19 protein-coding genes, 1 tRNA gene and 6 pseudogenes are annotated in these 23,938 nt (G+C 60.7%); 10 read left to right on the forward strand and 16 right to left on the reverse strand.

Annotated features, from left to right (window positions below):
- Window positions 1-201 precede the first annotated feature (201 nt).
- Window positions 202-1,287, forward strand: coding sequence for a GDP-mannose 4,6-dehydratase (gene gmd, locus ACVILL_RS06570; protein WP_456728340.1), 1,086 nt, complete (start codon window positions 202-204; stop codon window positions 1,285-1,287).
- Window positions 1,268-2,228, forward strand: a pseudogene (gene fcl, locus ACVILL_RS06575) (GDP-L-fucose synthase). The gene gmd and the pseudogene fcl overlap by 20 nt, the downstream one beginning before the upstream one ends.
- A gap of 330 nt (window positions 2,229-2,558) precedes the next feature.
- Here the strand turns inward: fcl and ACVILL_RS06580 are convergent.
- From ACVILL_RS06580 to ACVILL_RS06590, 3 genes are all read right to left on the reverse strand, one after another.
- Window positions 2,559-3,698: an MFS transporter gene (locus tag ACVILL_RS06580; RefSeq protein ID WP_456734194.1), complete on the reverse strand. Its 1,140-nt coding sequence runs from the start codon at window positions 3,696-3,698 to the stop codon at window positions 2,559-2,561.
- Window positions 3,698-3,892 carry a hypothetical protein gene (locus tag ACVILL_RS06585; protein ID WP_456728341.1) on the reverse strand — a complete coding sequence of 65 codons (195 nt, stop codon included), beginning with the start codon at window positions 3,890-3,892 and terminating at the stop codon, window positions 3,698-3,700. Before ACVILL_RS06585 ends, ACVILL_RS06580 begins: the two co-directional genes overlap by 1 nt.
- A 971-nt stretch (window positions 3,893-4,863) precedes the next feature.
- Window positions 4,864-5,814, reverse strand: coding sequence for a sulfite exporter TauE/SafE family protein (locus tag ACVILL_RS06590; RefSeq protein WP_456728342.1), 951 nt, complete (start codon window positions 5,812-5,814; stop codon window positions 4,864-4,866).
- Between the two features lie 386 nt (window positions 5,815-6,200).
- Here ACVILL_RS06590 and ACVILL_RS06595 point away from each other — a divergent pair, with 386 nt between their 5' ends.
- Complete coding sequence (locus tag ACVILL_RS06595; protein WP_456728343.1) at window positions 6,201-6,419, forward strand: hypothetical protein; 219 nt, start codon at window positions 6,201-6,203, stop codon at window positions 6,417-6,419.
- 175 nt (window positions 6,420-6,594) lie between these two features.
- Here ACVILL_RS06595 and ACVILL_RS06600 read toward each other — a convergent pair whose 3' ends face one another.
- Window positions 6,595-9,699 carry an efflux RND transporter permease subunit gene (locus ACVILL_RS06600; RefSeq protein WP_456728344.1) on the reverse strand — a complete coding sequence of 1,035 codons (3,105 nt, stop codon included), beginning with the start codon at window positions 9,697-9,699 and terminating at the stop codon, window positions 6,595-6,597.
- Window positions 9,700-10,506: 807 nt separating this feature from the next.
- On the opposite strand from ACVILL_RS06600, the gene ACVILL_RS06605 reads away from it, so the two are divergent.
- The 4 genes and pseudogenes from ACVILL_RS06605 (at window position 10,507) to ACVILL_RS06620 (ending at window position 12,037) form a co-directional block, all read left to right on the forward strand.
- A tRNA-Ile gene (locus ACVILL_RS06605) sits at window positions 10,507-10,582 on the forward strand.
- A gap of 408 nt (window positions 10,583-10,990) precedes the next feature.
- Window positions 10,991-11,340, forward strand: a pseudogene (locus ACVILL_RS06610) (antitoxin Xre/MbcA/ParS toxin-binding domain-containing protein); the annotation flags it as partial.
- Window positions 11,337-11,548 (forward strand): annotated as a pseudogene (locus ACVILL_RS06615) (RES family NAD+ phosphorylase); the annotation flags it as partial. The pseudogenes ACVILL_RS06610 and ACVILL_RS06615, both read left to right, overlap by 4 nt.
- Before the next feature lie 234 nt (window positions 11,549-11,782).
- Entirely contained in the window at window positions 11,783-12,037 is a 255-nt protein-coding gene (locus ACVILL_RS06620) for a hypothetical protein (RefSeq protein WP_456718541.1), read from the forward strand.
- An 18-nt stretch (window positions 12,038-12,055) separates the two neighbouring features.
- Here the strand turns inward: ACVILL_RS06620 and ACVILL_RS06625 are convergent, their stop codons facing one another.
- The 3 genes from ACVILL_RS06625 to ACVILL_RS06635 form a co-directional block, all read right to left on the reverse strand.
- Entirely contained in the window at window positions 12,056-13,333 is a 1,278-nt protein-coding gene (locus tag ACVILL_RS06625; protein WP_456724965.1) for a type II toxin-antitoxin system HipA family toxin, read from the reverse strand.
- Entirely contained in the window at window positions 13,308-13,637 is a 330-nt protein-coding gene (locus tag ACVILL_RS06630; RefSeq protein WP_456728345.1) for a helix-turn-helix domain-containing protein, read from the reverse strand. The genes ACVILL_RS06625 and ACVILL_RS06630 overlap by 26 nt, the downstream gene beginning before the upstream one ends.
- 356 nt (window positions 13,638-13,993) lie before the next feature.
- Window positions 13,994-14,764 (reverse strand): SDR family oxidoreductase, encoded by a 771-nt coding sequence (locus tag ACVILL_RS06635; RefSeq protein WP_456718543.1) that lies wholly within the window; start codon window positions 14,762-14,764, stop codon window positions 13,994-13,996.
- 205 nt (window positions 14,765-14,969) lie between these two features.
- Here ACVILL_RS06635 and ACVILL_RS06640 point away from each other — a divergent pair, with 205 nt between their 5' ends.
- Window positions 14,970-15,173 (forward strand): hypothetical protein, encoded by a 204-nt coding sequence (locus ACVILL_RS06640; RefSeq protein WP_456728346.1) that lies wholly within the window; start codon window positions 14,970-14,972, stop codon window positions 15,171-15,173.
- Window positions 15,174-15,316: 143 nt separating this feature from the next.
- Here ACVILL_RS06640 and ACVILL_RS06645 read toward each other — a convergent pair.
- From ACVILL_RS06645 to ACVILL_RS06655, 3 genes and pseudogenes are all read right to left on the reverse strand, one after another.
- A pseudogene (locus ACVILL_RS06645) lies at window positions 15,317-15,490 on the reverse strand (ribonuclease toxin HepT-like protein); the annotation flags it as partial.
- A gap of 73 nt (window positions 15,491-15,563) precedes the next feature.
- Complete coding sequence (locus tag ACVILL_RS06650; protein ID WP_456728347.1) at window positions 15,564-16,088, reverse strand: DEAD/DEAH box helicase; 525 nt, start codon at window positions 16,086-16,088, stop codon at window positions 15,564-15,566.
- Window positions 16,022-16,204 (reverse strand): annotated as a pseudogene (locus ACVILL_RS06655) (hypothetical protein); the annotation flags it as partial. The pseudogene ACVILL_RS06655 and the gene ACVILL_RS06650, both read right to left, overlap by 67 nt.
- A 409-nt stretch (window positions 16,205-16,613) precedes the next feature.
- On the opposite strand from ACVILL_RS06655, the gene ACVILL_RS06660 reads away from it, so the two are divergent.
- Complete coding sequence (locus ACVILL_RS06660; RefSeq protein ID WP_456728348.1) at window positions 16,614-16,997, forward strand: IS630 transposase-related protein; 384 nt, start codon at window positions 16,614-16,616, stop codon at window positions 16,995-16,997.
- Window positions 16,898-17,653, forward strand: coding sequence for an IS630 family transposase (locus ACVILL_RS06665; RefSeq protein ID WP_456734195.1), 756 nt, complete (start codon window positions 16,898-16,900; stop codon window positions 17,651-17,653). Before ACVILL_RS06660 ends, ACVILL_RS06665 begins: the two co-directional genes overlap by 100 nt.
- Before the next feature lie 7 nt (window positions 17,654-17,660).
- On the opposite strand, the gene ACVILL_RS06670 is transcribed toward ACVILL_RS06665, so the two are convergent.
- From ACVILL_RS06670 to ACVILL_RS06695, 6 genes and pseudogenes are all read right to left on the reverse strand, one after another.
- Complete coding sequence (locus ACVILL_RS06670; protein ID WP_456728349.1) at window positions 17,661-18,854, reverse strand: acyl-CoA dehydrogenase family protein; 1,194 nt, start codon at window positions 18,852-18,854, stop codon at window positions 17,661-17,663.
- Between the two features lie 22 nt (window positions 18,855-18,876).
- Window positions 18,877-19,665 carry an ABC transporter ATP-binding protein gene (locus ACVILL_RS06675; protein WP_456728350.1) on the reverse strand — a complete coding sequence of 263 codons (789 nt, stop codon included), beginning with the start codon at window positions 19,663-19,665 and terminating at the stop codon, window positions 18,877-18,879.
- 60 nt (window positions 19,666-19,725) lie between these two features.
- Window positions 19,726-21,057 (reverse strand): ABC transporter substrate-binding protein, encoded by a 1,332-nt coding sequence (locus ACVILL_RS06680; RefSeq protein ID WP_456728351.1) that lies wholly within the window; start codon window positions 21,055-21,057, stop codon window positions 19,726-19,728.
- Window positions 21,058-21,084: 27 nt separating this feature from the next.
- Entirely contained in the window at window positions 21,085-22,128 is a 1,044-nt protein-coding gene (locus ACVILL_RS06685) for a branched-chain amino acid ABC transporter permease (protein WP_456728352.1), read from the reverse strand.
- A 3-nt stretch (window positions 22,129-22,131) separates the two neighbouring features.
- Window positions 22,132-23,022: a branched-chain amino acid ABC transporter permease gene (locus ACVILL_RS06690; protein WP_456728353.1), complete on the reverse strand. Its 891-nt coding sequence runs from the start codon at window positions 23,020-23,022 to the stop codon at window positions 22,132-22,134.
- Window positions 23,022-23,931: pseudogene (locus ACVILL_RS06695) on the reverse strand (ABC transporter ATP-binding protein). Before ACVILL_RS06695 ends, ACVILL_RS06690 begins: the two are co-directional and overlap by 1 nt.
- Window positions 23,932-23,938: the final 7 nt, after the last annotated feature.

Here is a 23,938-nt window from a genome sequence, read left to right on the forward strand (position 1 = left end):
GTTGGCCTTCATTTTGAAGCTCGATGGCAGTCCCCCTCCAGCACGATATAAATCAATGTATGTAGTGTGCGTTCCTGCACGATGTGTATGACTAGATCTAACGATCGGCTTCCTCTGATTGCGGGTGAAGTGCGCCGGAAGCCCGTTTCGCAAAGGACGATTCGAAGGGAAGCTTTCTTTCCAGCGCAGCTAAGAGAGACCATGGCGGTTCAGGATTCGAAGCGGCGCGTTGCGCTGATCACCGGCATCACCGGGCAGGACGGCGCGTATCTCGCCGAATATCTGCTTGGGCTCGGCTATACCGTGCACGGGATCAAGCGCCGCTCGTCCTCGTTCAACACCGCCCGCGTCGACCATCTCTACCAGGATCCGCATGCCGACAACGTGCCGTTCCTGATGCACTATGGCGACATGACCGATTCGACCAATCTGATCCGGCTGGTGCAGCAGATCCGGCCGACCGAGATCTACAACCTCGCCGCCCAGAGCCACGTCCAGGTCAGTTTCGAGAGCCCGGAATACACCGCCAACGCCGACGCCATCGGCGTGCTGCGCCTGCTGGAGGCGATCCGCATCCTCGGCATGGAAAGGGAGACCCGGTTCTACCAGGCGTCGACCTCGGAGCTGTACGGGCTCGTGCAGGAGGTGCCGCAGAAGGAGACCACGCCGTTCTATCCGCGTTCGCCCTATGGCGTCGCCAAGCTCTACGGCTACTGGATCACGGTGAACTACCGTGAGGCCTACGGCATGTTCGCCAGCAACGGCATCCTGTTCAACCACGAAAGCCCGATCCGCGGCGAGACCTTCGTGACGCGCAAGATCACCCGCGCCGTGGCCCGCATCGAAGTCGGTCTCGAGACCAAGCTCTATCTCGGCAATCTCGATGCCAAGCGCGACTGGGGCCACGCCCGCGACTATGTCGAGGGCATGCACAAGATCCTGCTGGCGGACGAGCCCGGCGACTTCGTGCTCGCAACCGGCGAGACGCGCTCGGTCCGCGAGTTCGTCGAGCTGGCATTTGCCGAGGTCGGCCGCAGCATCGAATGGCGCGGCAAGGGCGTCGAGGAGGTCGGCGTCGACAAGGCGACCGGCAACACGCTGGTGCAGATCGACCCGGTCTATTTCCGTCCGACCGAGGTCGATCTTCTGATCGGCGACGCCAGCAAGGCGCGCGCCAAGCTCGGCTGGGCGCCGAAGACGCCGTTCGCGCAACTGGTGAAAGAAATGGTCGCCAGCGATCTCGTCGAGGCCAGGCAGGATGTGGCCAATGGCAAGCGCGGCGTTTGAACTGAAGGGCAAAGACGGTTTTCGTCGCCGGCCATCGCGGCATGGTCGGCTCGGCACTGATGCGCCGTCTGGCGCGCGAACAGGCGGATCTGCTGACCGTGTCGCGCGGCGAGGTCGATTTGCGCGACCAGGCCGCGGTCAACGCCTGGTTTGCCGCGAAGCGGCCGCAGGCGGTGTTCCTCGCCGCCGCCAAGGTCGGCGGCATCGTCGCCAACAACACGCTGCGGGCGGAATTCCTCTACGACAATCTGGCGATCTCGACCAATGTGATCCAGGCGGCACACGCCAATGGGTGCGAGAAGTTGATGTTCTTCGGCTCGTCCTGCATCTATCCGCGCCTGGCGCCGCAGCCGCTCCGCGAGGATTCGATGCTGACCGGCCCGCTGGAGCCGACCAATGAGCCCTATGCCATCGCCAAGATCGCCGGCATCAAGATGGCCGAGGCCTATCGCAGCCAGTACGGCGCCGATTTCATCAGCGTGATGCCGACCAATCTCTACGGTCCCGGCGACAATTATCATCCCGAATACAGCCACGTCGTCGCCGCGTTGATCCGCCGCTTCCACGAGGCCAAGGTCGCCGGTGCAGGCCGTGTCGTGGTGTGGGGCACCGGCACGCCGCGCCGCGAATTCCTTTATGTCGACGATCTCGCCGACGCCTGCATCCATCTGATGAAGACCTATTCCTCGCCGGAGCTGGTCAATATCGGCACCGGCGAGGACATCACCATCGCCGAGTTCGCCCGCGTGGTCGCCGCCACCGTCGGCTATCGCGGCGAGATCAGCTTCGACACTTCGCGTCCCGACGGCACGCCGCGCAAGCTGCTCGACGTCAGCCGACTCGCCAAGCTTGGCTGGCGCGCGCAGACTTCACTGCAGGAGGGCATTCAGTTCGCGTATCGGGCGTATCTCGCCGGCAGCAGATGGACGGCCCCAGAGTAACCGCGTGTCTCGACAAGCGGGCGCAGGGCCGATCCCAGAATTACTCGGCGGTGAACGTCCCAACATAGCCGGGCTAACCGCTCGCGCAAACGATCAACTTCGCCGCGCAGTCCACCCAGTTCGCTAACAACAGCGCTCGGTGGGACGCCCAACATCCGAGTGACCGGTGTGTCAAAGCCACGGCTCAGCCAGCCGACTTGCAGGGACAGAGGCATGATCGACGTGCTGTTCTACACCCATCAAGTTGCGAGCTATCGACGCTCGGCACGAACGCCGCCTCGCGACCGGTCATTAGCTCGACGCGCGTCGCTGTTTCCTCTGGCCCGACGCTTAGAGAGACTCTGCCATCACCTTCCGCGCCGACAGCGTCGCGATGCACATGAGCACGCCTAACATCGCGAACGCCAACGGCAAGCCGACCATGTGTGCGACGAGCCCGATGCTGGCGGGACCGACCAGTATACCCGCATACCCGGCTGTGGTGATGACTGCAATCGCAACGCCTACGGGCATCACTTTCTGTTTGCCGGCGCGTCGACACAGTACGGGTACAACATTTGAAATGCCCAATCCAATAAGCAGGAACCCCGCCATGGCAATCAACGCAATCGGCGCGACCACCACGGCCAAGAAACCGGTCAAGATTGGCACGGTCCCGAGCATCAATGTGGTACGGTCGCCGAATCGAGCTACCATGGTATCTCCGCTGAGACGGCCTACGGCCATCGCAATTGAGAAGAGCATACAACCAAGGCCTCCGTGCGCCTCTGCGAGGAGGCCTTGTCCAACGAGAAGCAAAGCGCTCCAATCAAGCATTGCACCTTCGACGAGAAAGGTGATAGCCGCGAGTACGGCTACTAGCAACACACTGCGATTGGGCAAGACAAACAACGGTTCCTGCCGTCTCGAACTCATGGCGAGCAACCGCGGCCAAGCTGACATAATCGCGATCATCATTATGGCCGAACAGACCAACGTCGAGATAAACGGGCCACGCTGCAGCGAAAGGAACGAGGTCACCGCGGCAGAGCCGGTGAATTCGCCAATGCTGTACTGGGCGTGGAAGCCGGACATCAATGGACGTCCAGTGGCGTGCTCCAATTCGATCGCATGAATATTCATGGCTACATCGATCGAACCAAGTGAAACACCGAAAGCAAATAGCATGGAACCGAGGCTGAGAGGTGTGCCGGCCACTGCAAGCCAGGGCAGGATGAGCGAGATGCCAAGCCCACCCGCGATGATGATGGGCTTGCTGCCATAGCGCGCATTCGACACACTAGTCGAAAGCATAGCGATGACGGACCCCGCTCCGAGACAGAGTAGCAGAAGACCAAGCACGCGGTTATCCACCCCGAGCCGCTCCTTCGCGAGCGGCACCAAAGGCGCCCAGGCCGCGAGGCCGAAGCCGGCCACGAAAAATGCGAGCCGCGTCCCGAGCAGGCCGGCAGACCAATTGGAAGATGGTATCACAGGCACTCCTGAGAGGGCGGGCTCGCGAGCGCGGCGCCTTTCATCCCGTGCGCGACGCCTGCAGGCGGCCCGAAGCTCGATGATGAAGGGCTCAAGTTGACCATCTTCATCTCTGCAAATGCGATGCCGTCGCAAAACTGGCCCAGGTCCTGGCGCGCAAACGCCAAATGAAAGTGATTGTCGAGCTCCATCCGGCGTGTCGCGCAATCTTTCTGGGATAGACTAGCCCTACGAGTGACAATCGTCCTTGCTGGTAACCGACGGTCGGAAGCGCAGCGTTCACGGATCCTTGTCGCAAAACATACAAAGCCCAACGCGTCCTGCCCGCATTGACTTACCTCGAACACGGTCGTCAGTTTTTATGACAGAACTTTTCAGCCAATCCGGAAGCTCTCATCATTTGCAACGGCCCTGCGTTGCAAGATCAATACAACGAGCATCACCAGAGCGGGCTTCCAGATCAACACCTAGCTTTGTTCGGCACTGTCGCGGAGGCCAAGGACTCCTGCATTCGTGCGGCGTGCGCGACGCCTCGGGCCTTGCGTCTGGCTTCTCCGCAAGCGCTTCCGTCACCCAATGAGCTCAGCGAATTGCCACCTCGTTATATGGGGGAGATTGCGCCGAATGCGACGATGGTAGAAGCTGAGCAGGCTGAACGTGCGCGCAGGGATCTCTCGGACGCAATTAAGTTCCCGCTGATGACGAAAAAGACATCTCCGCCGCTAAAGCCGCCGGGGACGATTGAGCCGTAGAAGGCGATGACCGATAGGACGGCGGTCGCGCGCAAGCCGTCAATGTCGGTCCGATACTTGTGAGATTCCATTTATTTCCAGCTTCAGGCTGGTGATTCCCTATGCCGTGCCAAATGTCTTCGCATTTCGGGTGATCCGCTCTTTCTGGGTAGTGTGCACTGACGAAGATCACCGCCATTTCGAGTGGAACGGCGAGAACATCAGCCTCCAAATGTCCTGGGTTTTCCTCTGATTTTGGATATCTGGCCCGTGCGTTGGGTTGTCTTTGGAGCAATCAACCGGATGTCCATGTCGTTCCCGTCGACCCCGAAAAGGGCCAGCGCGGTGTCGCGAGCACTCAATGAGCTCTGCAATCGCTTGGCCAGGTCCAGGACGGGTGCCTTCGACATCGAGGCGCGCTCTGGCATCGTTCAAGCGCTTATATCCGCAGCTTGCCGAGGTCGCCGCTCAGACCAGCTCGAACGGCGCGTGGTAAGGAAGGAATATAGCAACCAAAGATCGATCAATATCGTCGCCGCTAGCACGCTATAAGCCCATGCGCTCTGCACTAGATTGAGCTCGATCAGAACCCGTGACAAACCGAAACCCACGATCCAAGCATCGAAGCTCATGCAGATGCGTCGAAATATCTCCGGATCAAGTCGGCGAATGACGTAGGATCCCAGCGGGATGCCGAGCACAACGCTGGGTACTAAGACATGGAGAAGACTGCCGCTTTCGGAAATGAACAGACCGAGCTTGTAATAGACGAAAGCGGTCACGCTCGATTCCGCCACGCGCACCAGGGCAAGGCCGGCGCGAAATTCGTTTTTGACCAGGCCTTGGTTGTTAAACAGCATCGCCAAGGGCGGGCCGGAGATAGTCGTCACCGAATAGAGGATGCCCAGCATCGATCCGAATGGCAGACCGATCAGCCAGCTTGCTTCGATAGGGCGGCGCCAACCGGCGGCTTGCAGCAGGATCAACGGTAGAATGATCGTGTAGGTGGCGAATTTGATCCAGCCCGGCTGCAGTGAAGCCAATGCATAGCCGCCAAGCGCAATGCCTGGCAAGAGCCCAACCAAGATGGGAAACACGCGTCTCCAAACCGCCGGTACGCCCTTCAGATTGATGAGGAGCACGTAAACGTTGACGAAGACTTCGACGATGACAATGGCAGGATTGAGAATGCGATTGGTGTAGAAAACCAGCGCAAGCGGCACAGTGAGCGACGAAAAACCGTAGCCGATGGCTCCGTTTACGAAAGCCGCAAAACACGTCGTTGCGGCCAGGAACCAGATAGAAGCATCAAACGCAGCCATTTCCTTAACTTTCTCACGCCAGATGGCGTCCAATCCCGTCGGGGAATCAGACGTAAACATTGGTCTTCAGGATTGCGAAAGATTCTGACCACTCGCTTACGAGCTCCCGCTGCCTTGATAATGCCGATGGCCGCGGTCAAGTGCAGAGCTTCTACATTTGCTCCCTGTTATGGGCTGCAGTTGTGCAACAAAAGCGGCGCTGTACTTCCCGCTACCTAACTAAATCACTCAGCATGCGCCTCGGTTTGCTCCACCAATGGTCTTCGTATCGAACCCGCAACTGCGTCGGCATCCGTATAAGCGCGGACAACCAGTTCTCCAACCCCACAGAATTACACTTGTCGGCAGCCACCCTAAGGCGGATCAGACTGGAGTTCATCTCTTTCAGCTAGCAATTCAACGCGGTCAGGCGAAAGCAAATAAATTCTCCTTCAAGGGTAATTTGGATGATGGAAAAGCTGCCTTTTGCTCGAGAGCGCATTAATTCTCTCCGCGCCCGGCGCGGTGAGCCAGCGTTCGGCTGCGGTGAACGTCGGCAATTCATCGTGGCGAAGCAACAGCGGATTGTTGACGCGTTCGTCGAGCGCCCGATGCGCACCAACCTCAGCAGCAATGGCGCGAAGATCTTGATGCGGGCCGTTCGCCACGCCGACATCTTGAAATGATCTTCTTTACCCTCGATGAGGTAGTCTTTTGCCGCGGGCGAACGATAGGTCGAGAGGAGCGCAGCCGCGAGGGACCGCCTTTGGTCCCGTCACGAATTTAGGGCGCGTCAGATCACCGCGTTGCAAGTAACGCCCTGGCCTAGCAGCAATCGGTCAATCCGGCCTGATGTTAGCGTCATTGCTCCGCCGGCTGGGCCTCAGCAGTGCTGGTGAGGTCGAACTTGGGGCCCTTCTTCGCGTGACCGGCACTCGCATCGACACGGTGATCGGAGGCGATCGCGACATAGACCGCCGGCAGGACGAAGAGCGTGAACAGCGTGCCGATAGACATGCCCGCGACGAGCACCAGCCCAATCGAGAAGCGGCTCGCGGCGCCAGCTCCTGTTGCCGTCAACAAAGGTACCAGGCCTGTGACCATCGCCGCCGTCGTCATCAAGATTGGACGAAGTCGGACGCGAGCTGCCATCTCTATAGCCGAGCGACAATCAAGTCTCTCCTTGAGCTGCAGCTCGTTGGCGAACTCAACCATCAGGATCCCGTGCTTGGAAATTAAACCGACGAGCGTCAGCAGCCCGACCTGAGTGTAGATGTTCATCGTCGCCCAGCCAAAGAATAGCGGTATCAAGGCGCCGACAATTGCCATGGGTACACTGATCATAATAATGAGGGGATCGCGCAGACTTTCGAACTGCGCCGCAAGCACCAAGAATATGACGATCAGTGCAAATGCGAAGGTGATGGCCAGTTGGTCACCCTCGTGCACATATTGCCGGGCGTCGGCAAGGAAGTCGTGGCTGAAGCCTGCGGGCAGCTTCTTTGCCTCCGCCTCCAGGAAGTCCACGGCTTGACCGATCGTGACCCCGGGCATCGGCACAGCCTGAAAGGTCGCGCAGCTGAGCTGGTTGTAGTGGGTGAGCGCGTTCGGATCAGTCGCAGTCTCGACCGAGACGACGGTAGACAGCGGAAGCATCGAGCCCGTCGCTGTCTTTACATAATAGTTCCCAATCGCTTCCGGAGCCATGCGTTTCTCGCGCGGCACTTGCGGGATCACCTGGTAGGAGCGGCCCTGCAGATTGAAGCGATTGATGTAGTTTCCGCCAAGTAGGATGGCGAGCGCGTCACCGATATTCTGCATGGTAATGCCAAGATCGTTGGCCTTGGACCGATCGACCTTGATTCGCACCACCGGCTGGTTGAACTCGAGGTCAGAGTCGCTGACCATGAACAGACCGCTCTTGCGCGCGGCGTCCTTCAGTTTCGACATCTGCTCATAGACGGATTGGAAGCCCAGCGTCGAATTGATCACCATCTGCACCGGTAGGCCGTCCGATCCGCCCGGAAGTGCCGGCAAGTTAAAAGCAAATGCGTTAATACCTTCGATTTTGGACAGCTCGGCTTGAACAAGGGACCTAAGCACGATCGATGATCGCTTGCGCTCGTCCCATGGCTTCAGCAACATTCCGGCCATGCCTGCCTGCGAGCCGCTACTACCGTTGAGCACGAAGGTCAAATCGGTCTCGGAAAACTTCCGGAATGCCCTTTCGAGCTTGGCGCCGTAATAGTCGAGATAGTCGATATTGGCATATTTCGGCGCCTTCGTTAGTGCGAATACGATACCTTGATCCTCCTCGGGTGCAAGTTCCTTGGAAGTATGCATATAGAGAAAGCCGACGAGGCCCAGCATGGTCAGCGCAAACAGCCAGGTAATTGGGCGATAGTCGAGCGAGCGATCGAGCTTGCGGCCGTACCAGCATGTCATGGCGGCGAACACGCGGTTCACGAATCTTGCAAACCGTCCCTCCTCGGCGCTCTTTAGAAAGACCGAGCACATCATCGGCGACAGCGTCAAAGCGATCACGCCAGACACGATCACCGCCGCGGCCAGCGTGAACGCGAACTCGCGGAACAGCGCACCGGTGAGGCCACCGAGAAAGCCGATGGGTGCGTATACGGCCGCCAACGTAATCGTCATGGAGACAACGGGGACCACGATCTCGCGCGCTCCCCTCGTGGCGGCCTGCAGGGGCGGCCGCCCCTCTTCTAGATGACGATGGATATTCTCCACCACGACGATCGCGTCGTCGACCACAAGACCGATCGCGAGCACCATCGCAAGGAGGGTCAGGAGGTTGAATGAAAATCCCAGCGCCAGCATCAAGCTGCAGACGCCAACGAGCGACAGCGGAATGGTGACGACGGGAATGATGACCGATCGCAGCGAGGCCAGGAACAGGAAGATCACCACCATCACGATCACGATGGCCTCGATGAGCGTCTTTTCCACTTCATCGATCGACGATTGGATGAATTTCGTTGAATCGTAGGCCACCTTCATCTTCAGCGATGGCGGCAGGTTACGCTCCATTTCTGGAAACAGCGCGCGAACGCCTCGCACTATATTCAGCGGATTGCCTTGCGGGCTCGCCTGCACGCCGATGAAGACCGCGTGCTCGCCGTTCATGGCCACACTGACGTCTGTGGTCTGCGCTGCAAGCTCGACTGTCGCAATATCCTCAATGCGCACAAAGCCCCCATCAATGGCTTTGACGATCATGCGCTTGAAGTCATCAACACTCCGTAGATCGGTATTTGCCGTGACGTCGGAGATCGTGAAATATCCCTTGGTCTGGCCGGCCGCCGTCTGGAAGTTATTGGCGGCGATTGCAGCCGAAACATCAGCCGGCGAGACGCCGCGCCCTGCCATTTTCGCAGCATCGAGCCATAGCCGCATCGCAAAACTTTGGCCGCCCAGGATGTCTGCCGCGGCGACGCCGTCAACGGTTGACATAACTGGTTGCACGACGCGCGAGAGATAGTCGGAAATCGCGCTGGCCGTCAGTTCCTCGCTGGAGAAAGCGATATACATGACAGCGGTGGCCTGACCCGTTGCCTTAGTGACGACTGGATCGTTTGATTCCTTCGGGATTAAATATTTGATTGAGTTGACCTTAGAAAGCACCTCGGTGAGCGCCTCGTTGGGATCGAAATTCAGCTTTATGTAGACTTGGATCGTCGACGTACCGAGCACCGATGAAGAAGTGATGTAGTCGACGCCCTCAGCGGAAGCGACGGCCTGCTCCAGGGGAGCGGTGATGAACCCCTGGATCATGTCGGCGGAGGCGCCAGGATAGGAAGTCGTGATATCGACGACCGTATTGGACAGCTTGGGATACTGCCGGATCGGCAGAACGGTGGCCGCGCGAAGTCCGATCAGCAGGATCAGGAGACTGAGGACGACAGACAACACCGGACGTTTGATGAAAAGTTCGGTAGATGCCATCTCAACTCTCATTCAAGGTAACGCAAATTCGCGAGCAGGTCGCGCTACCCGCGGCTAATGCGCGTAATATTTGGGAACTGGAAACACCTGATCCAAAGGGACATACTCCCAACCAGGGAGCTCAGTTCTGCGCCTCTTACATCGTGGTTGCTTGGATGAACATCGGCCTTGCCCTTCTCGTCACTGACCGCGACCTCAAATTGCGGGAGCATTTCCCAAGTTAAACATCCATGTCTTTTTTGCGCCTAAGTAGCCTGCGGCCCGCCTCAAGACGTGGAATTGGGCTCACCTGTTTCCATGTAGTTTCGTCCTCAGGCCTTGATGGAACACAACGACTTCCAGCAAGGAATCAAGCCAGCTCAAGGCTTCGCTTCGATCGCTCGTTCGTATGATCCAGCTTCAATGTCGAAAGTAGAATCGACCTGACGGATGCTCAACTCTACAAAGGTGAGTGGGTAATATAGGATGGGCTGTCAAACCTATACCAAGGTTTGTCAAAAGGAACGCTGAAGCCTAATCGCCCCCTCACCACCAGTGAAGAGCTCGCTGGGTTGGAAAAGCCTCTCTTTTGACTCCGGGCCGGCGCGGCCTGCTGATTCTACGCACGTCGCTCGTTTTCATAAGGACACATGATAACAGCGCCAAAGCAGGCCCTTGGACTGAATTGACGCTTCGAGCTACAGAACGGGAAAGGAACGTCTGCGGAGAAGTGCGAAGCGCGGGCGCGGAAGCGTGACTGAACCTTGCCGGAGCGGCAGACAACCTGTAACGATGCCAGCATGCCGCGCCGCCGCCTTTCAGTGGCGGGGGCCTGTAGCTCAATGGTTAGAGCCGGCCGCTCATAACGGTCTGGTTGCAGGTTCGAGTCCTGCCGGGCCCACCAGCGGCGATTTCCTCCGACTGTAGTCCACTTTAAGAACGACTCGTTCGGGCTATAAGAACGACTCGATACCGATCTCTAGTCGAAGAACGACTCGATTTCATAAGTCATCGCCAGATCATCTCAAATCGGCAGAAAATCTCAAACCCAAACATTAACGCTGCGCTGCTTTCACCGTGAGTACGGTAGGCGATTTCGCCGTGATCGCAACTATGGTCAGCGGCCGCTGGGCCGTCGGCTAGTCCGACAGCGCCGATCGGGATGCGAGGATGGTATTGCCGCTTGTGGTGCTGCTGCTGCAGGTAGTGCTGGAGATGATGATGCCGGGGACGATGCCGATGCCGGGGCGATCATCATCGGCGTGCCGACGAGCAGCAGCACCATGCTGATCATGCGGCGCCGATGATCGGCGCACGCCGCATCACAAGCACCCTGGACGCCCACGAACTGCTGCTGGACGGCCTCTCCGCGCTGACCCACTTAGTCAGTCACCTCCTCTTCATTCAAATGGACTCGTTGGAAACAGCCCTCGGAATGAGCCTTCGCACCTTTCAGCGACGCAGGGGTGCTCCAGAAAAGCCGCTCAGCTCCTGGCCAAGGCCACGGACGTGTTCGGTTCGCAGGAAGAGGCAGAGCAGTGGCTCGAGCGTCCAGCCATCGGTCTTGACCAGCGCCGCCCGATCGATCTGCTTGCCACGCCGGTGGGCATCGAGCTCGTTGAACAGTACCTCAAACGCCTCGCATACGGCCTCTATGCATGACGCCTTCTACAGAGCGATTAGGAGGCGGTAGGCTCATCGCTTGGCGTCTCGACCAGGGACGCTCTGCGTCGACTTCGGATAATGGCGAGGGCGCGTTCCAAGGTCGGCGACCGATGGAACAGCAAAGGCGCTCGCGTCGTGTATTGCGCTTGATCCTGCGACCGCGATCCTCGAATTGGCGGTTCGCAGAGGCTTCAAAGCACTCGACGCTCCGCCGCGTTTTGACCGAGCTTCATATCGCCGTCGTGTTTCCCTCGCTCGCGTCTTGCAGGATGCGGTCATAGAATCTTCGGCAACAGGAGTGCCGACGATGAGAGCCACCGATATCGCAGCCTACTTTGTGAAGAAGATCGCCAAGCCAATTTAGTTTGATCTTGTTTGTGGACGCGACCACCGCTTCTATGCGATCGAGCCGACTGCAGTCGAAGACGACGTCATCCATGTGCTGGTTTCGCTGAAATACGAGATGTGGGGGCTCGAGAAGCGGAAGCGGGACGAGTATCTCGGGGCAGTCGCGATCCCCTTTTGTGATGGCGACACCGTGGAAGGCGTCTTCGATACGGCCATTGCAGTCGCCGCCTTTGGGGAACGAAGTGAAAAGATCCACACCGGCGGAGACGACGACAACCGAATCCGCCGGGCCTACGCAAAGTACGTGGAGCGTTCAGAAGCGCAATCGGCGCGACCGCGGATCTAGATCTGGGCAGCACCAAGCTCATGGGTTAGCCAGGGAGGGCCTCGGAACGTGGCCGGGATCTAGAACCGGGCTCATCTCCTCGATTTTGGCATCGATCTTACTAAGAACAGCGGCCGGAACGACTTCCCGCTCTGGGAGCTGCCACCAATGGTCGTTCACCAACGAAACGACCTCCTCGACGGCCGAGATTACCGCCGGTTCGGGTAGCCGCGCGCGATTGGCGAACTTTCGCCAGCGGTCCGGAGTAAGCGCTTTGAAGGATTTCTCTCCTCCCAAAGAGAGCGCCATATCGTCCTTCGGAAAATAAGCGGTGGTTGATAGGACGTCGTACACGGGGGCGATGGCCGGAGTGCAACCATCACCTGGGTATATTGTGGACCAGTTCTTCAAGTGCATGTCGCCGTTGCCGACAAGTGCGGCAAGTGCCAGTCGGCGAACGAATTCGAGTGCGGCGTCGGTCGAAACCGCCACGTTCAGCGCGGAAGCGATGTCGTGGTATGATGCGTCATCGTATTTTTTGGATGGCTGCCGACCGAAGATCTGAGCGAAGTCTTCGATGTGAATTCGGGTACCTTTGGGCCCACGGTCGAACCGCTTCACCAGCAAGACCTTGCCGGTCGACAGCGTATTGAATTCTTCGGGAATTCCCTCGAAATCGGATTTTTCGACAAGCTCGCGTTCCCGCACATCCATTCCGAGGATTTCGGAAAGCGCCAAAATGGCGAATTCGTTTTCCGACAATCCGGCAAGATTGGTCGAGGGGAATTTTGCGATGTACTGTCCTTGCTCGTCGCCGATAGGCAAAGTCAGCCCGCCACCCTTGCCCGTGTTTTTCATCACGGAGAGCTTCATCTGAACTCCGGCCAAGGAAAACCGCGCTTTGATCTCACGTGGATTGTCTTGAACGGCTATCGTGGTGCTGCCGTCGCTCGGCACGACGCGCACTGCACCTGGCAGGTCTTCGCCAAGCGCCGCCAGGAGGTCGAAATCGTTTCCTTGCCTCACTGTTCCCGCGTGGTGCTTTTCCATCGCCTCGCGAAGCTTGTCCTCGGGCAACATATTCGCGAAGAACGCGGGCAGCATGTGTGCTACGGGCTTCGGATCCTTGCGAAGGCCACCATCGGCGGAGCGGAGCGAGAGGCTTAGTATCGGGGGCTTCGCCATAGCTCGATAGGCCGGATCGAGACTGAAGGCATTGAAATCGCCTGGCGTACGCACGACCGTTCCGACCTTGAGGTCTTGAAGGAACACGTCCAGCGACTGGATGGTGTTAGGAGCGCGGACCCGGGTGCTCATCATCATCATCATCATCCATATCGGTGGTGAACGCTGGTCGGTCCTCGTCTTCGGACGGCCGAAGGAGTGCGGTGACGCCGGGCACCATGGCCTGTGGGATCAGCATTAGCTCCATGCCGAGAGCGCGCGCGACGTTAATCAGCGTAGTCGCCCGCGCAGCGGCGTTGCCCTGCTCAATATCGCGGTAACGCGGCCGGGAAATGCCCGCGCGTTCGGCCACCTGCTCTTGAGTCAGGCCCGCTTGCTTTCTTGCATCCCGGAGGAGGCGTCCTAGCTGTTGGGTTGCTTCCGAGTTCCGTTCCATGATCTGTTTACGTATCTTTTTTATTCTATAAGATATGCAAAGGTATCATTTGTCGCCAACTTCGTCAAGGCTTAGATCTGTCTACATATCATTGTACAATAAAAAGATCCTCAAACGTATCTTCAAGGCCAAAGCGCGGCTCCCAATGCCTGAAGCAATCTCGACCAGCGCTGGGCGAACCACCGCGTCCGCATGGACTTCTACGACTCCCGCCGCCCAGCCAAAACGGCGTCGAGCAAGTCTTCGACGGCGCCGGCGACACGCCCAAATCAAGGAATTTTTTTCATATTTTTTTCAAGTGCAGGCAATAGGTCCGCCGCGGGCGGTTTTGCCCAGAGCAGATCCAAGCTGGTTACCTACGCCGGTAGTTTAACTCCGGTCAGCTTGCCCAACTTATCGATGAGTTCGTCCTGGAAGCTCGGATCAGTCGCCTCATTGGCCGGCTCCTGTTGCCGGAGTTGATGCCAGTAGCGGCCGCTAACTAGCGCGGCCGGATCGTCGCTCACGGCCAGCCAGGCTTGCGTCTTCTGACCCGTTTCGACATCTACCGGGGCGCCCGCGCCACCCATCTTCGTGCGCGCCCAGCCTGGATCGACCGCGTTACTTAGGACGCTTGGCCAGCGTCGCGCCAGCGCGGACGCAAGCGCGACGAGGTGCAGCTTGCTCTCGGCGTAGGCCCTGGCCGAATCCCAAGACCTTTTGGTCCAATCAAGGTCATCCAACGAGCCTTCCCCGCCACGATGCAGCCCGCTGCTGAGATAGACCAGTCTAGCGGGGCGCTCGATCAGTGCCGTCAGCACGTAGGGTGCAAGAGTATTGATCGCCAGCGTTCCAGCATGGCCTTCTGGAGTCGAACCACGACTCCGCTGTGTGTAGACGCCCGCGTTATGGATGATCGCATCCATGCGCCCGATCGCGTTCACTTGGTCCGCGATGCCTTTCGTCTCGGCGCCGCTCTGCAGGTCCCCGACCACAACTCGTTCGGAGCGCAACGCGAGCTCTCCGAGGGCTGCGGCCCGATCCGCCGATCGCGCGTGCAACACCACTCGATGCCCCTGATCGAGAAGCGACTGCGCCGCCGCCCAGCCGAGACCATCCGTACTGCCGGCAATGAATACGATCGCCATGCGCTGCACCTCCGGATGTTTCGGAACGCACTCTACAGCACCAACGCATCACTACCGATAGCGCTCGCCGCTGACGTCCCGCGTTGAGGGGGGGGCAAAATCGCAACGATTTGCCAACCATAGATGCTTTCCGAGCCGGCCGCTAACCAATCGAAAATCGATCCGCCTCATGTTCGCGTCTCGAAGCTGAATGGGAAGATCAAACATGACGGGATCGGCAATTCTTGAAAACGTGCGTCGCTACCGCGCAATAGCTTCGCTGTGCCGTCAAGCCGCAGCATTCCGCCCAGTCCAACGAATTTCATTGCTGACACAGGCCGACGAATGGGAGCAGAGAGCGGTTGGTGAGATCGAAGAATACTTTGACGCCCAAGACTGTCCGATATCGGATGCACCATCGGCTGCATGATGTATGTGTTCAAGGCCCTTCAGAGAGAGAGCAAGACGACGCAGAAGGCTCATCATCGGCCCAGCGGTCATCCGCTCAAGGCAGGTCACGGCTTTGACAAACGCCGGAAACGCTGTGCGTACTCCAGCAAGGTTCTTGTCGACTTTTCGCGGATCAAGATCAAACCCATACCGATGCCGGACGACGTGACGGAATCCCTTCAACTCGACAAGGAGGCCGTAGAGTTCGGAGTCAAACAAGGGAGGACGTTTGCCATCGATCCGCGGCCGACATCTGATCCAGCAGGTCCTGACGAGCCGACTCGCCAGTCGGCACATGGCCGTCAATGTCGTTTGCGAGGAGCTAATGGATTTTGTTGTCCCTCCCCCTCGCGGCCGAAAGCTCGGACGGCTACGTGCCGCCGGCCATCGCCGATATGTCCGCTATCTTGCCGCGGTTCTGCTTGGCCCAGAGCGATCGTGCTAATCCTTCCGGGACCTGCTCTCTGAACTTTCCGACCTTGATGTTGGCGACGAATTCCGCGACGTCCTCGGAATCGATCTCCCGCATCTGCGCGAGCTTGTCCAAGATCGGGCGAAGCTCCTCCTGTTTGATCTTGGAGACCGAAACGCCCAGTTCGTGAACGCCGGATTTGAGGCCGGCCATCGCCAAGGCTGCACTGAAGACCGCGGTCGCTTGGGATCCTCTCCATAGAAAGACGTGCATGTCCCGGTCTTCCGGCACCAACCATCGATGTTCCAGATCGAGACTTCTGAACATCTCGCGTCCTTCGGACAACAGGACCTTGGCCTTTTCGTCGAGGTAAGATGGCACGTCGTTCGCGAGATAGACCGATCGCATTTCCGCTATTAGCCTGTCGTGCGCGGGCTCGCCGGTCGAAGGTTCGAAGCGCGGCACGACGCCGCCCGGAGCCAACAGCCGTCTTCTTCGTGACGGCCGGTCAGCCGAGCGCAGGCATCGTCGAGGAGCCCCTGGCCGACCTCCTGCCAGACCGACTGGGGACCGTACAGTCGTAGCGCTGGCGCCCGCCGGTCCTTTGTCCGAATCCTGGATGTCCCGATGGCGCCATTACATCATCTGCCCCTCTCTCGGGAGGCCCTCAATAGCGAGTTCGGGAAGGCAGGAGATGATGAATATCCTTATCGACCTCAATATCGAAGCAAAATGGCGGATCCAATTATCGCCAACAGGATCGCTCTTGATCTCGGACCCGCCCTAGCTGCCATTCGACAGATAAGGCTCCGTTTAAAGCGCCTTGAGAAGACGGCGGGAGTCTTGCCGTGGACATGGACGCCGCTGGTCTGATCGAGACCGTCGACCTCCCGACAGCACACCTCCTGGTCGCTCTAGAGCATTTTCCGACGGGAATGAATCGGTAGGGATTCCCAAAACAGCACGAGTCAGATTCAAGGGACATGCTGACGAAGGAGGTCAGCATGTATGACCAGGGCGCTTTCAGTTGATCTTCGCCAGAGGGTGGTAGCCGCGATTGACGGTGGCTTGTCCTGTCGACAGGCCGCGGAGCGTTTTGGTGTCAGCGCGGCGAGCGCGATCCGCTGGCGCAGTCGCCTCAAGGAAGTTGGCGACATCGTTCCTAAACGCCAGGGCGGTGACCGCAAATCGCAGCGCATCGAAGCACATGCACAGTTGATCTTGGACGCGGTGACAGCGAAGCCGGATATCACGCTCGCCGAGTTGCAAGAACTATTGAAGCGTCGTGGCATATCGGCCGGCATCGCGTCGCTCTGGCGTTTCTTCCAGCGCAGAAAGATCACACTCAAAAAAAGACAGCGCACGCCGCCGAGCAACGGCGCCGCGATATAAATGCTGCGCGTGAGGAGTGGTTCGAAGGGCAAATCGATCTTGACCCAGAGCGCCTCGTCTTCATCGACGAAACCAGCGCCAACACCAAAATGGCGCGGCTTTACGGGCGCTCGCCACGCGGCGAGCGATGTCGCGCGGCCGTCCCACATGGACATTGGAAGACGACGACATTCACCGCTGGATTGCGCGCAAATGGTCTAATCGCGCCGCTTGTTCTGGACGGTCCAATGGATGGCGACGCTTTCCTGGCCTACGTCGAACAATTGCTCGCCCCATCGCTGCGGCCCGGCGATACCGTTATCATGGACAATCTGCCCGCTCATAAGGTCCATGGCGTTCGAGAGGCCATCCAGGCGGTCGGCGCAAGCCTGCTCTATCTCCCTCCCTACAGTCCGGACTTCAACCCGATCGAGATGGCCTTCTCTAAATTGAAGGCGCTGCTGCGCGCCGCGGGCCGCGCGCACCATGCCCGATCTCTGGCAAGCAATCGCCAGCGCGCTCAAACGCTTCTCACCCGAGGAATGTCAAAATTATCTCGTCGCGGCTGGTTACGACGCAACGTGATCGGAAAATGCTCTAGCATCGCCACCGGCAATGGAGAGCTATTCCACAAGAGAGACATCTCATGTGCGCCAAGGTTGGCAAGGTTCCCCTAAATTCGACTTACTCTCCCCCCTCGTAGAAGAGCTCCAGCGGCAGACCGACCAGCGACTTTCCGATCCAGTCGCGCGCGATAACGTTGGAGGGCCCCATCGCGATCGCTGCACGGGCGTCGCGATAGGCGCGCTCGATCGGACCGCGGTGATAGCCGTAGCCGCCCGTCACCGTAAGCGCCGTCGCCGCGACCTTGTTGGCGACCTCGGCAGCATGCACCTTGAACTCGGTCAGCGGGATCAGGATTTCGCTTTGCCGCTTGCGGGCACGCCAGAGCGCGTCGAGCTTGCCCGCGAGTTCGTTGCGCCACGGCCGCAGCGTCTCGACCAGCACCTTGGCTGCGCCGAGCTCCTGGCGGATTGCCTGATAGTCCGACAGGCTCTTGTTCCTGTCCTTGTGCACGAAGCTCGTGGTGTGGGCGATCGCAGCGTTCAACGTGCCGCGCGCGACGCCTTCCCAGACCGCGCCGAGCCCGATCAGATAGACCGGGGACACGCCGTCATAGATGATCTCCTTGCCCTGCCCTTCGGCACCGAGCCGGTCGCGTTGCGGCACATGAACATTGCTGTAGCGGATCGCCCCGGAATGGTTGGCCCGCACGCCGAGCGCATCCCAGGGCCGGGACTCGATCCCCTCTGCCTTGCCGTCGACGATGAAGAAGATGATGTCGGCCTGATCCTTGGCGCCCGGTGTGCGCGTCTGCACCACGTAATAGTCGGCCTGGCCCGAGCTCGTTGTGAACGACTTCTCCGCGTTGACGCGATAGTCGTCACCGTCGCGCGAGGCTTCGGACAGATTGTACCACCAGTGCCCGCCGGTGGCGCGTTCGCTGGTCGAATAGGTGCCGAGCAGACTGCCATTATTCGCCTTCAGCCAGCGCTCCTTCTGGTCGGCGTTACCGAACAGATTGATGGTCTGCGCCGCACCAACATGCATGACATAGACCAAGCCGGTGGAGGCATCGGCCTGCCCGATCCGGTAGGCGGCTTCCGCGAAGTCCAGATGGCTGAGGCCGAGCCCGCCGAACTGCGGCTCGTTCAGCACACCGGTCCAGCCGGCCTCCGCCAGCGCGCGAAGATTCTCGCGCGGAAAGCGGCTCTCGCGGTCGTTGCGGTCGGCATTCACCTTCACCGTCGCGTCGATGGCGGCATCGAGCCTGGCATAAACGTCGTCGATCTTGCGTGCGAGATTGTCGTTGGCCATGGTCAGTTTCTCCGGGTTGCAATCATGCGACAGCTTCGCGCGGCTGCCTCCGGCCCTGATCGCCTTGCGACGATCCGCCGAGATAATGGGTCTTGATGTCGGCGCGCTGCCGCAGGTCGGCCGCGCGGCCGGCCAGCACGCTGCGCCCGTTCTCGAGCACGACCGCGTGGTCAGCAAAGCGCAGCGCCACGGTCGAGTTCTGCTCGGCGACCAGGATCGACAGTCCCTGCTCGCTGTTGAGCTGCTGGAGCGCGCGAAAGATTGCCTCGACGACCAGTGGCGCGAGGCCCATCGACGGTTCGTCGAGCAGCAGAAGCCGCGGGCGCGACATCAGGGCCCGGCCGATCGCTGTCATCTGCTGCTCGCCGCCCGAGGTCAGTCCGGCGAACGTGCGGCGATGCTGCTTCAGGCGCGGAAACAGCTGATAAATGCGATCGAGGTCCGCGGCGATCTCCGCCCGGCGCGCATCGCGCCCCATCGCGCCGGTGATGAGGTTTTCCTCCACTGTCAGCGAGGCGAAGCAGTGCCGCCCCTCGAGCACCGGCACGAGGCCGGCGCGCACCAGGGTTGCCGCCGAGGTGCCGGCGATTTCACGGCCATCGAAAACAATCCGGCCCGCGGTGATCTGGCCGCGCCGCGCCGAGAGCAACGCCGAGACCGCCTGCAGCGTGGTCGACTTGCCGGCGCCGTTGGCGCCGAGCACGGCGACGATCTCGCCGCGCCGCACGGCAAGCGAGACGTCGCTGACGGCCGCGATCGCGTGGTTGTAAGTCGCGGCCAGGCCTTCGACCGAGAGCAGGGTTTCGCTCATCTGTTGATCCATCGTCTTGAGGGACGCGGGAGCCGGACAGCTCCCGCGCCCGTTGCGGCGTCAGTTGCTGACGGGATCGTCGCCGGAGGTCCGCACCTTGATGCCGTGCTCCTTGGCATAGGCGGCGGCCGACTTCTCGATGATCGGACGCAGGAAGGCCCAGTCCGGCGCGATCCAGCCGGAGACGACCTTCCACTTGCCGCCGTCCCACTGCTGGAAGGTGACGCGGCCGTCGCCCTCGTGATTGTCCCAGGTGACGTTGATCGAGTGGAACAGATCCTTGGCGCCGAGCGCTTCGACCCGCGCCGGATCGAGCTGCAGATGCTCGAAGCCCCAGCGCACTTCGTCGCCGGTCAAGGTGCGCTTGCCGAACTTCGCCTGTGCGATGCGGATCGCCTCGACATTGAGGATGCCGTTCACGATGCCCAGATTGTGGTAGACGCTGCCGATCCGCTTCTTGTCGTCGAGATTGCCCTTGCCGGCGCCATAGACCGTCTTGATCACCTCCTGCAGCACCGGATACTGCGCGCCCGAGGCCTGCGTCGTGATCGCGATGTAGCCCTTGGCGGCGTCGCCGGCCGGGATCACGTCTTCCTCGGAATTGGACCAGACGTTGCCGATGATGTGGTCGGCCGGAAAGCCGACCTTCTGCGCGGTCTTCAACGCCACCGGGTTCATCACGCCCCAGCCGCGCAGCACCACGTAATCGGGCTTGGCGCGGCGGATCGACAGCCATTGCGACTGCTGCTCGTTGCCGGGATGCGGCACCTCGATCTGCTCTAGACTAAACTGGTACTTGTCGGCCAAGAGCTTGTAGATCGGGATGGTCTCCTTGCCGTAGGGCGAGCCGTGATAGAGCACGACGATCTTCTTGTCTTTCAGCTTGTCGACCCCGCCCTCGCGGCTCGCGATGTAGTTCACGATTCCGGAGGTCTCGCTGTAGGGATTGAGCAGCAGCGGGAAAACGTAGGGGAACACGCGGCCGTCGGTCGAATCGGTGCGGCCGTGATTGATGGTGATGAGCGGCACCTTGTCCTTGGTGATGCGGTCGATCATGGCGTAGGCGATGCCGACCGACAGCGGATTCCAGGCGGCAACGCCGGGCCGCCCCTTCAGCCGCTCATAGACCTCGACGCCGCGCTCGACCTCGTACTGGGTCTCGCCCTCGTCCCAGGTCAGCTTGACGCCGTTGACGCCGCCGTCGCGGATGTTGATCAAATTGAGATAGTCGATGAAGCCGCCGAAGAAGCCGGTGCCGCCGGCCGCATAGGGACCGACCCGGTAGCTCTGCAGCGGGAAGAACTGCTCGTCGGCCCGCGCCGCCGGTGCTGCGGCCAGCACAGAGGCCACCGCCGCGGCGAAGGCAAATTTCAGATATCTCGATTTAATCATCTTGGGTCTCTCCAGTGGTGCGAAATGTCAGGTGTTGCGGATGGCGGCCGGCCGCGCGACCGCTCGCCAAAGCCGGTCCCACAGCGCGATCAGGCCGCGCGGTTCGGCGATCAGGAAGGCGATGATGAGCACGCCGACGACGATGCGCTGGCTCATCTCCAGCACGCCGGAATCGAACACGCCGCCGAGCAAGGCCGCGCCGGCGCGTGACAGGATCAGCGGAAACACCACGATGAAGGCGGCGCCGAGAAATGCGCCGCGCAGCGAGGCCAGCCCGCCGATGATGATGATGAACAGGATCTGGAACGAGCGATCCAGATTGAAGCCGGCCGGCTCGACCGTGCGCAGATAGGCGAAGGCCCACAGCGCGCCGGCAATGCCGATCAGGAACGAGGAAACGCCGAAAGCGAGCAGCTTGGTGCGTAGCAGCGGCACGCCGATCACCTTGGCGGCGAGTTCGTGGTCGCGCACCGCGATGAAGTTGCGGCCGCTCTGTGCACGCAACAGCCGCAGCGTCAGGAACGTCGCGACCACCACGACACTCAGCGAGAACACGTAGCGCCCTGCCGGGCTGGTGAAGGTGAAGCCGGCCACGCTGAGCACCGGGGCATCGATCACACCGGACGGATTGTCGTTGGAGAACCAGCCGAACTTGGTGAGCGCCCATTGCACGAAGAACTGCGCGGCGAGCGTCGAGACCGCGAGGTAAAATCCGCGCAGCCGCAGGCTCGGCAATCCGAACACGATACCGATCGCGGCCGCGATGAGGCCGGCGAGCACCAGATCGACCAACAGCGGCAGCTCCGGCAGTCGGAGGTGAAGGTTGTAGGTGGCATAAGCGCCGACCGCGAGGAACGCGGCGGAGCCCAGGGACACCTGCCCGGCGTAGCCGGTGAGCAGGTTGAGCCCGACGGCCGCGAGCGCCAGCGCGAGGAACGGCGTCAGCACCGCGTCCATCAGATAATCGGAGCCGAGCAGCGGAACGGCGCCGAAAGCGATCGCGGCCCCGACAGCAATCGCAAAGGCTCCGGCGCCGGGCGAGAGCTGTGCGGTCGATGGTGCTGCGCTCATGGCCTAGACCCTTTCGACCAGCTTCTGCCCGAACAGCCCCGACGGCCGCACCAGGAGCAGCACCAGCGCCATGACATAGGCCGCCCAGGCCTCGATGCCGCCGCCGAACAGCGGCCCGACATAGACTTCGGAGAGCTTCTCGATGGCGCCGATCAGCAGACCGCCGATGATCGCACCGGCGATCGAATCGAAGCCGCCGAGCACCAGCACCGGCAGCGCCTTCAGCACCACCAGCGACAGCGAGAACTGCACGCCGAGCCGCGCGCCCCACAGCAGGCCCGCCACCAGCGCGACGATGCCGGAGGCGGTCCACACGCTGGCCCAGACCCGCGGCAGCCGCAGGCCGACGGCCAGCGCCGCGAACGGATCATCGGCGACTGCGCGGAACGACAGCCCGGTGCGGGTGTAGCAGAAGAACAGCGCAAACAGCGCCACCAGGCTGCCCGCGACCGCCGCGGCGAACAGGTCGAACCGGCTGATGAGGACCCCGGCGATGTCGAGCGGCACGTCGCTGATCCCGATGTCGAGGCCGTGGACCTGGGTGCCCCACAACAGCTGCGCCGCGCCCTCGATCACATAGGACAGCCCGAGCGTCGCCATGAACAAAGTGATCGGCGGCTGGTTGACCAGCGGCCGCAGCACCGCGCGCTCGACGCTGACGCCGAGCACGACCATGATCGCGAGCGTGATGACGAAAGCAACCGGAAACGAGATGCCGCGCTCGATCAGGCTGACGAAGGTCAGCGCCGCGAACAGCAGCATCGCGCCTTGCGCGAAATTGAGTACGCCCGAGGTCTTGTAGATCAGCACGAAGCCGATCGCGACCAGCGAGTACATCACCCCCGACAGCAGGCCACCGACCAAAACCTCGATCAGAAACTGATAATCGAACATCAGACCGCGAGCTCCGTGACGTCCTGATGCGCGACGCCGAGATAGGCGTCGATCACCGCCTGGTCGGCCCTCACCTCGTCGGGCGTGCCGTCGGCGATCTTGCTGCCGTTGTCGAGCACCGCGATCCGGTCGGAGAGGCCCATCACCACACCGATGTCGTGCTCGATCAGAACGATGGTGGCGCCATAGAGGTCGCGCGCATTGCGCACGTGCTCGGACAGATCGAGCTTCTCGCTCAACGTGACACCGGCGAACGGCTCGTCGAGCAGCAGCAGCCCTCGGCCGCGCCACCAGCGCCCGCGCCAGTTCGACCCGCTTCTGCAAGCCATAAGGCAAGCTTCCGGCGGCGCGCTCGCGGACGTCGCCGAGATGCAGGAAACCGATGACGTCTTCGGCAGCGGCGCAGTTTTCCGCCTCGATCCGGCGCGCCAGCGGCGAGCCGATGATCTGGCGCAGGAAGCCGGCGCGGACGCGGTGCGCGAGCCCCATCAGGACATTGTCGAACACCGACAGCCCCTTGAAGATCGCGAGGTTCTGGAACGTGCGCGCAACGCCGTGCGCCGCCAATCGCGCCGTCGGCACCTGGGCGAAGGCGCGTTCGCCGAGCCAGACCCGGCCGCGGTCGGGCCGGTAGAGCCCGCTGATGACGTTGAGCAGCGAGCTCTTGCCGGCGCCATTGGGCCCGATGATGGCACGGATTTCACCCGGCTCCACCGCAAGATCGACGTCGCGCAATGCGGCGACGCCACCGAAGGTCAACGCGATGTCGCTCAGCGCCAGCACCGGCCGCGCCACACGATCCGCGGCCGGCGCCGCCAGCCGATCGTGAGCATTGACGGTCACCGTTTGCCGCGCCTTGCCTTCCGCTGGAGCCGCCTCCAGCGCAAGGACGTCGACATTTGTCCCCATCGCCGTC

Source organism: Bradyrhizobium sp. USDA 3364 (assembly GCF_054056355.1).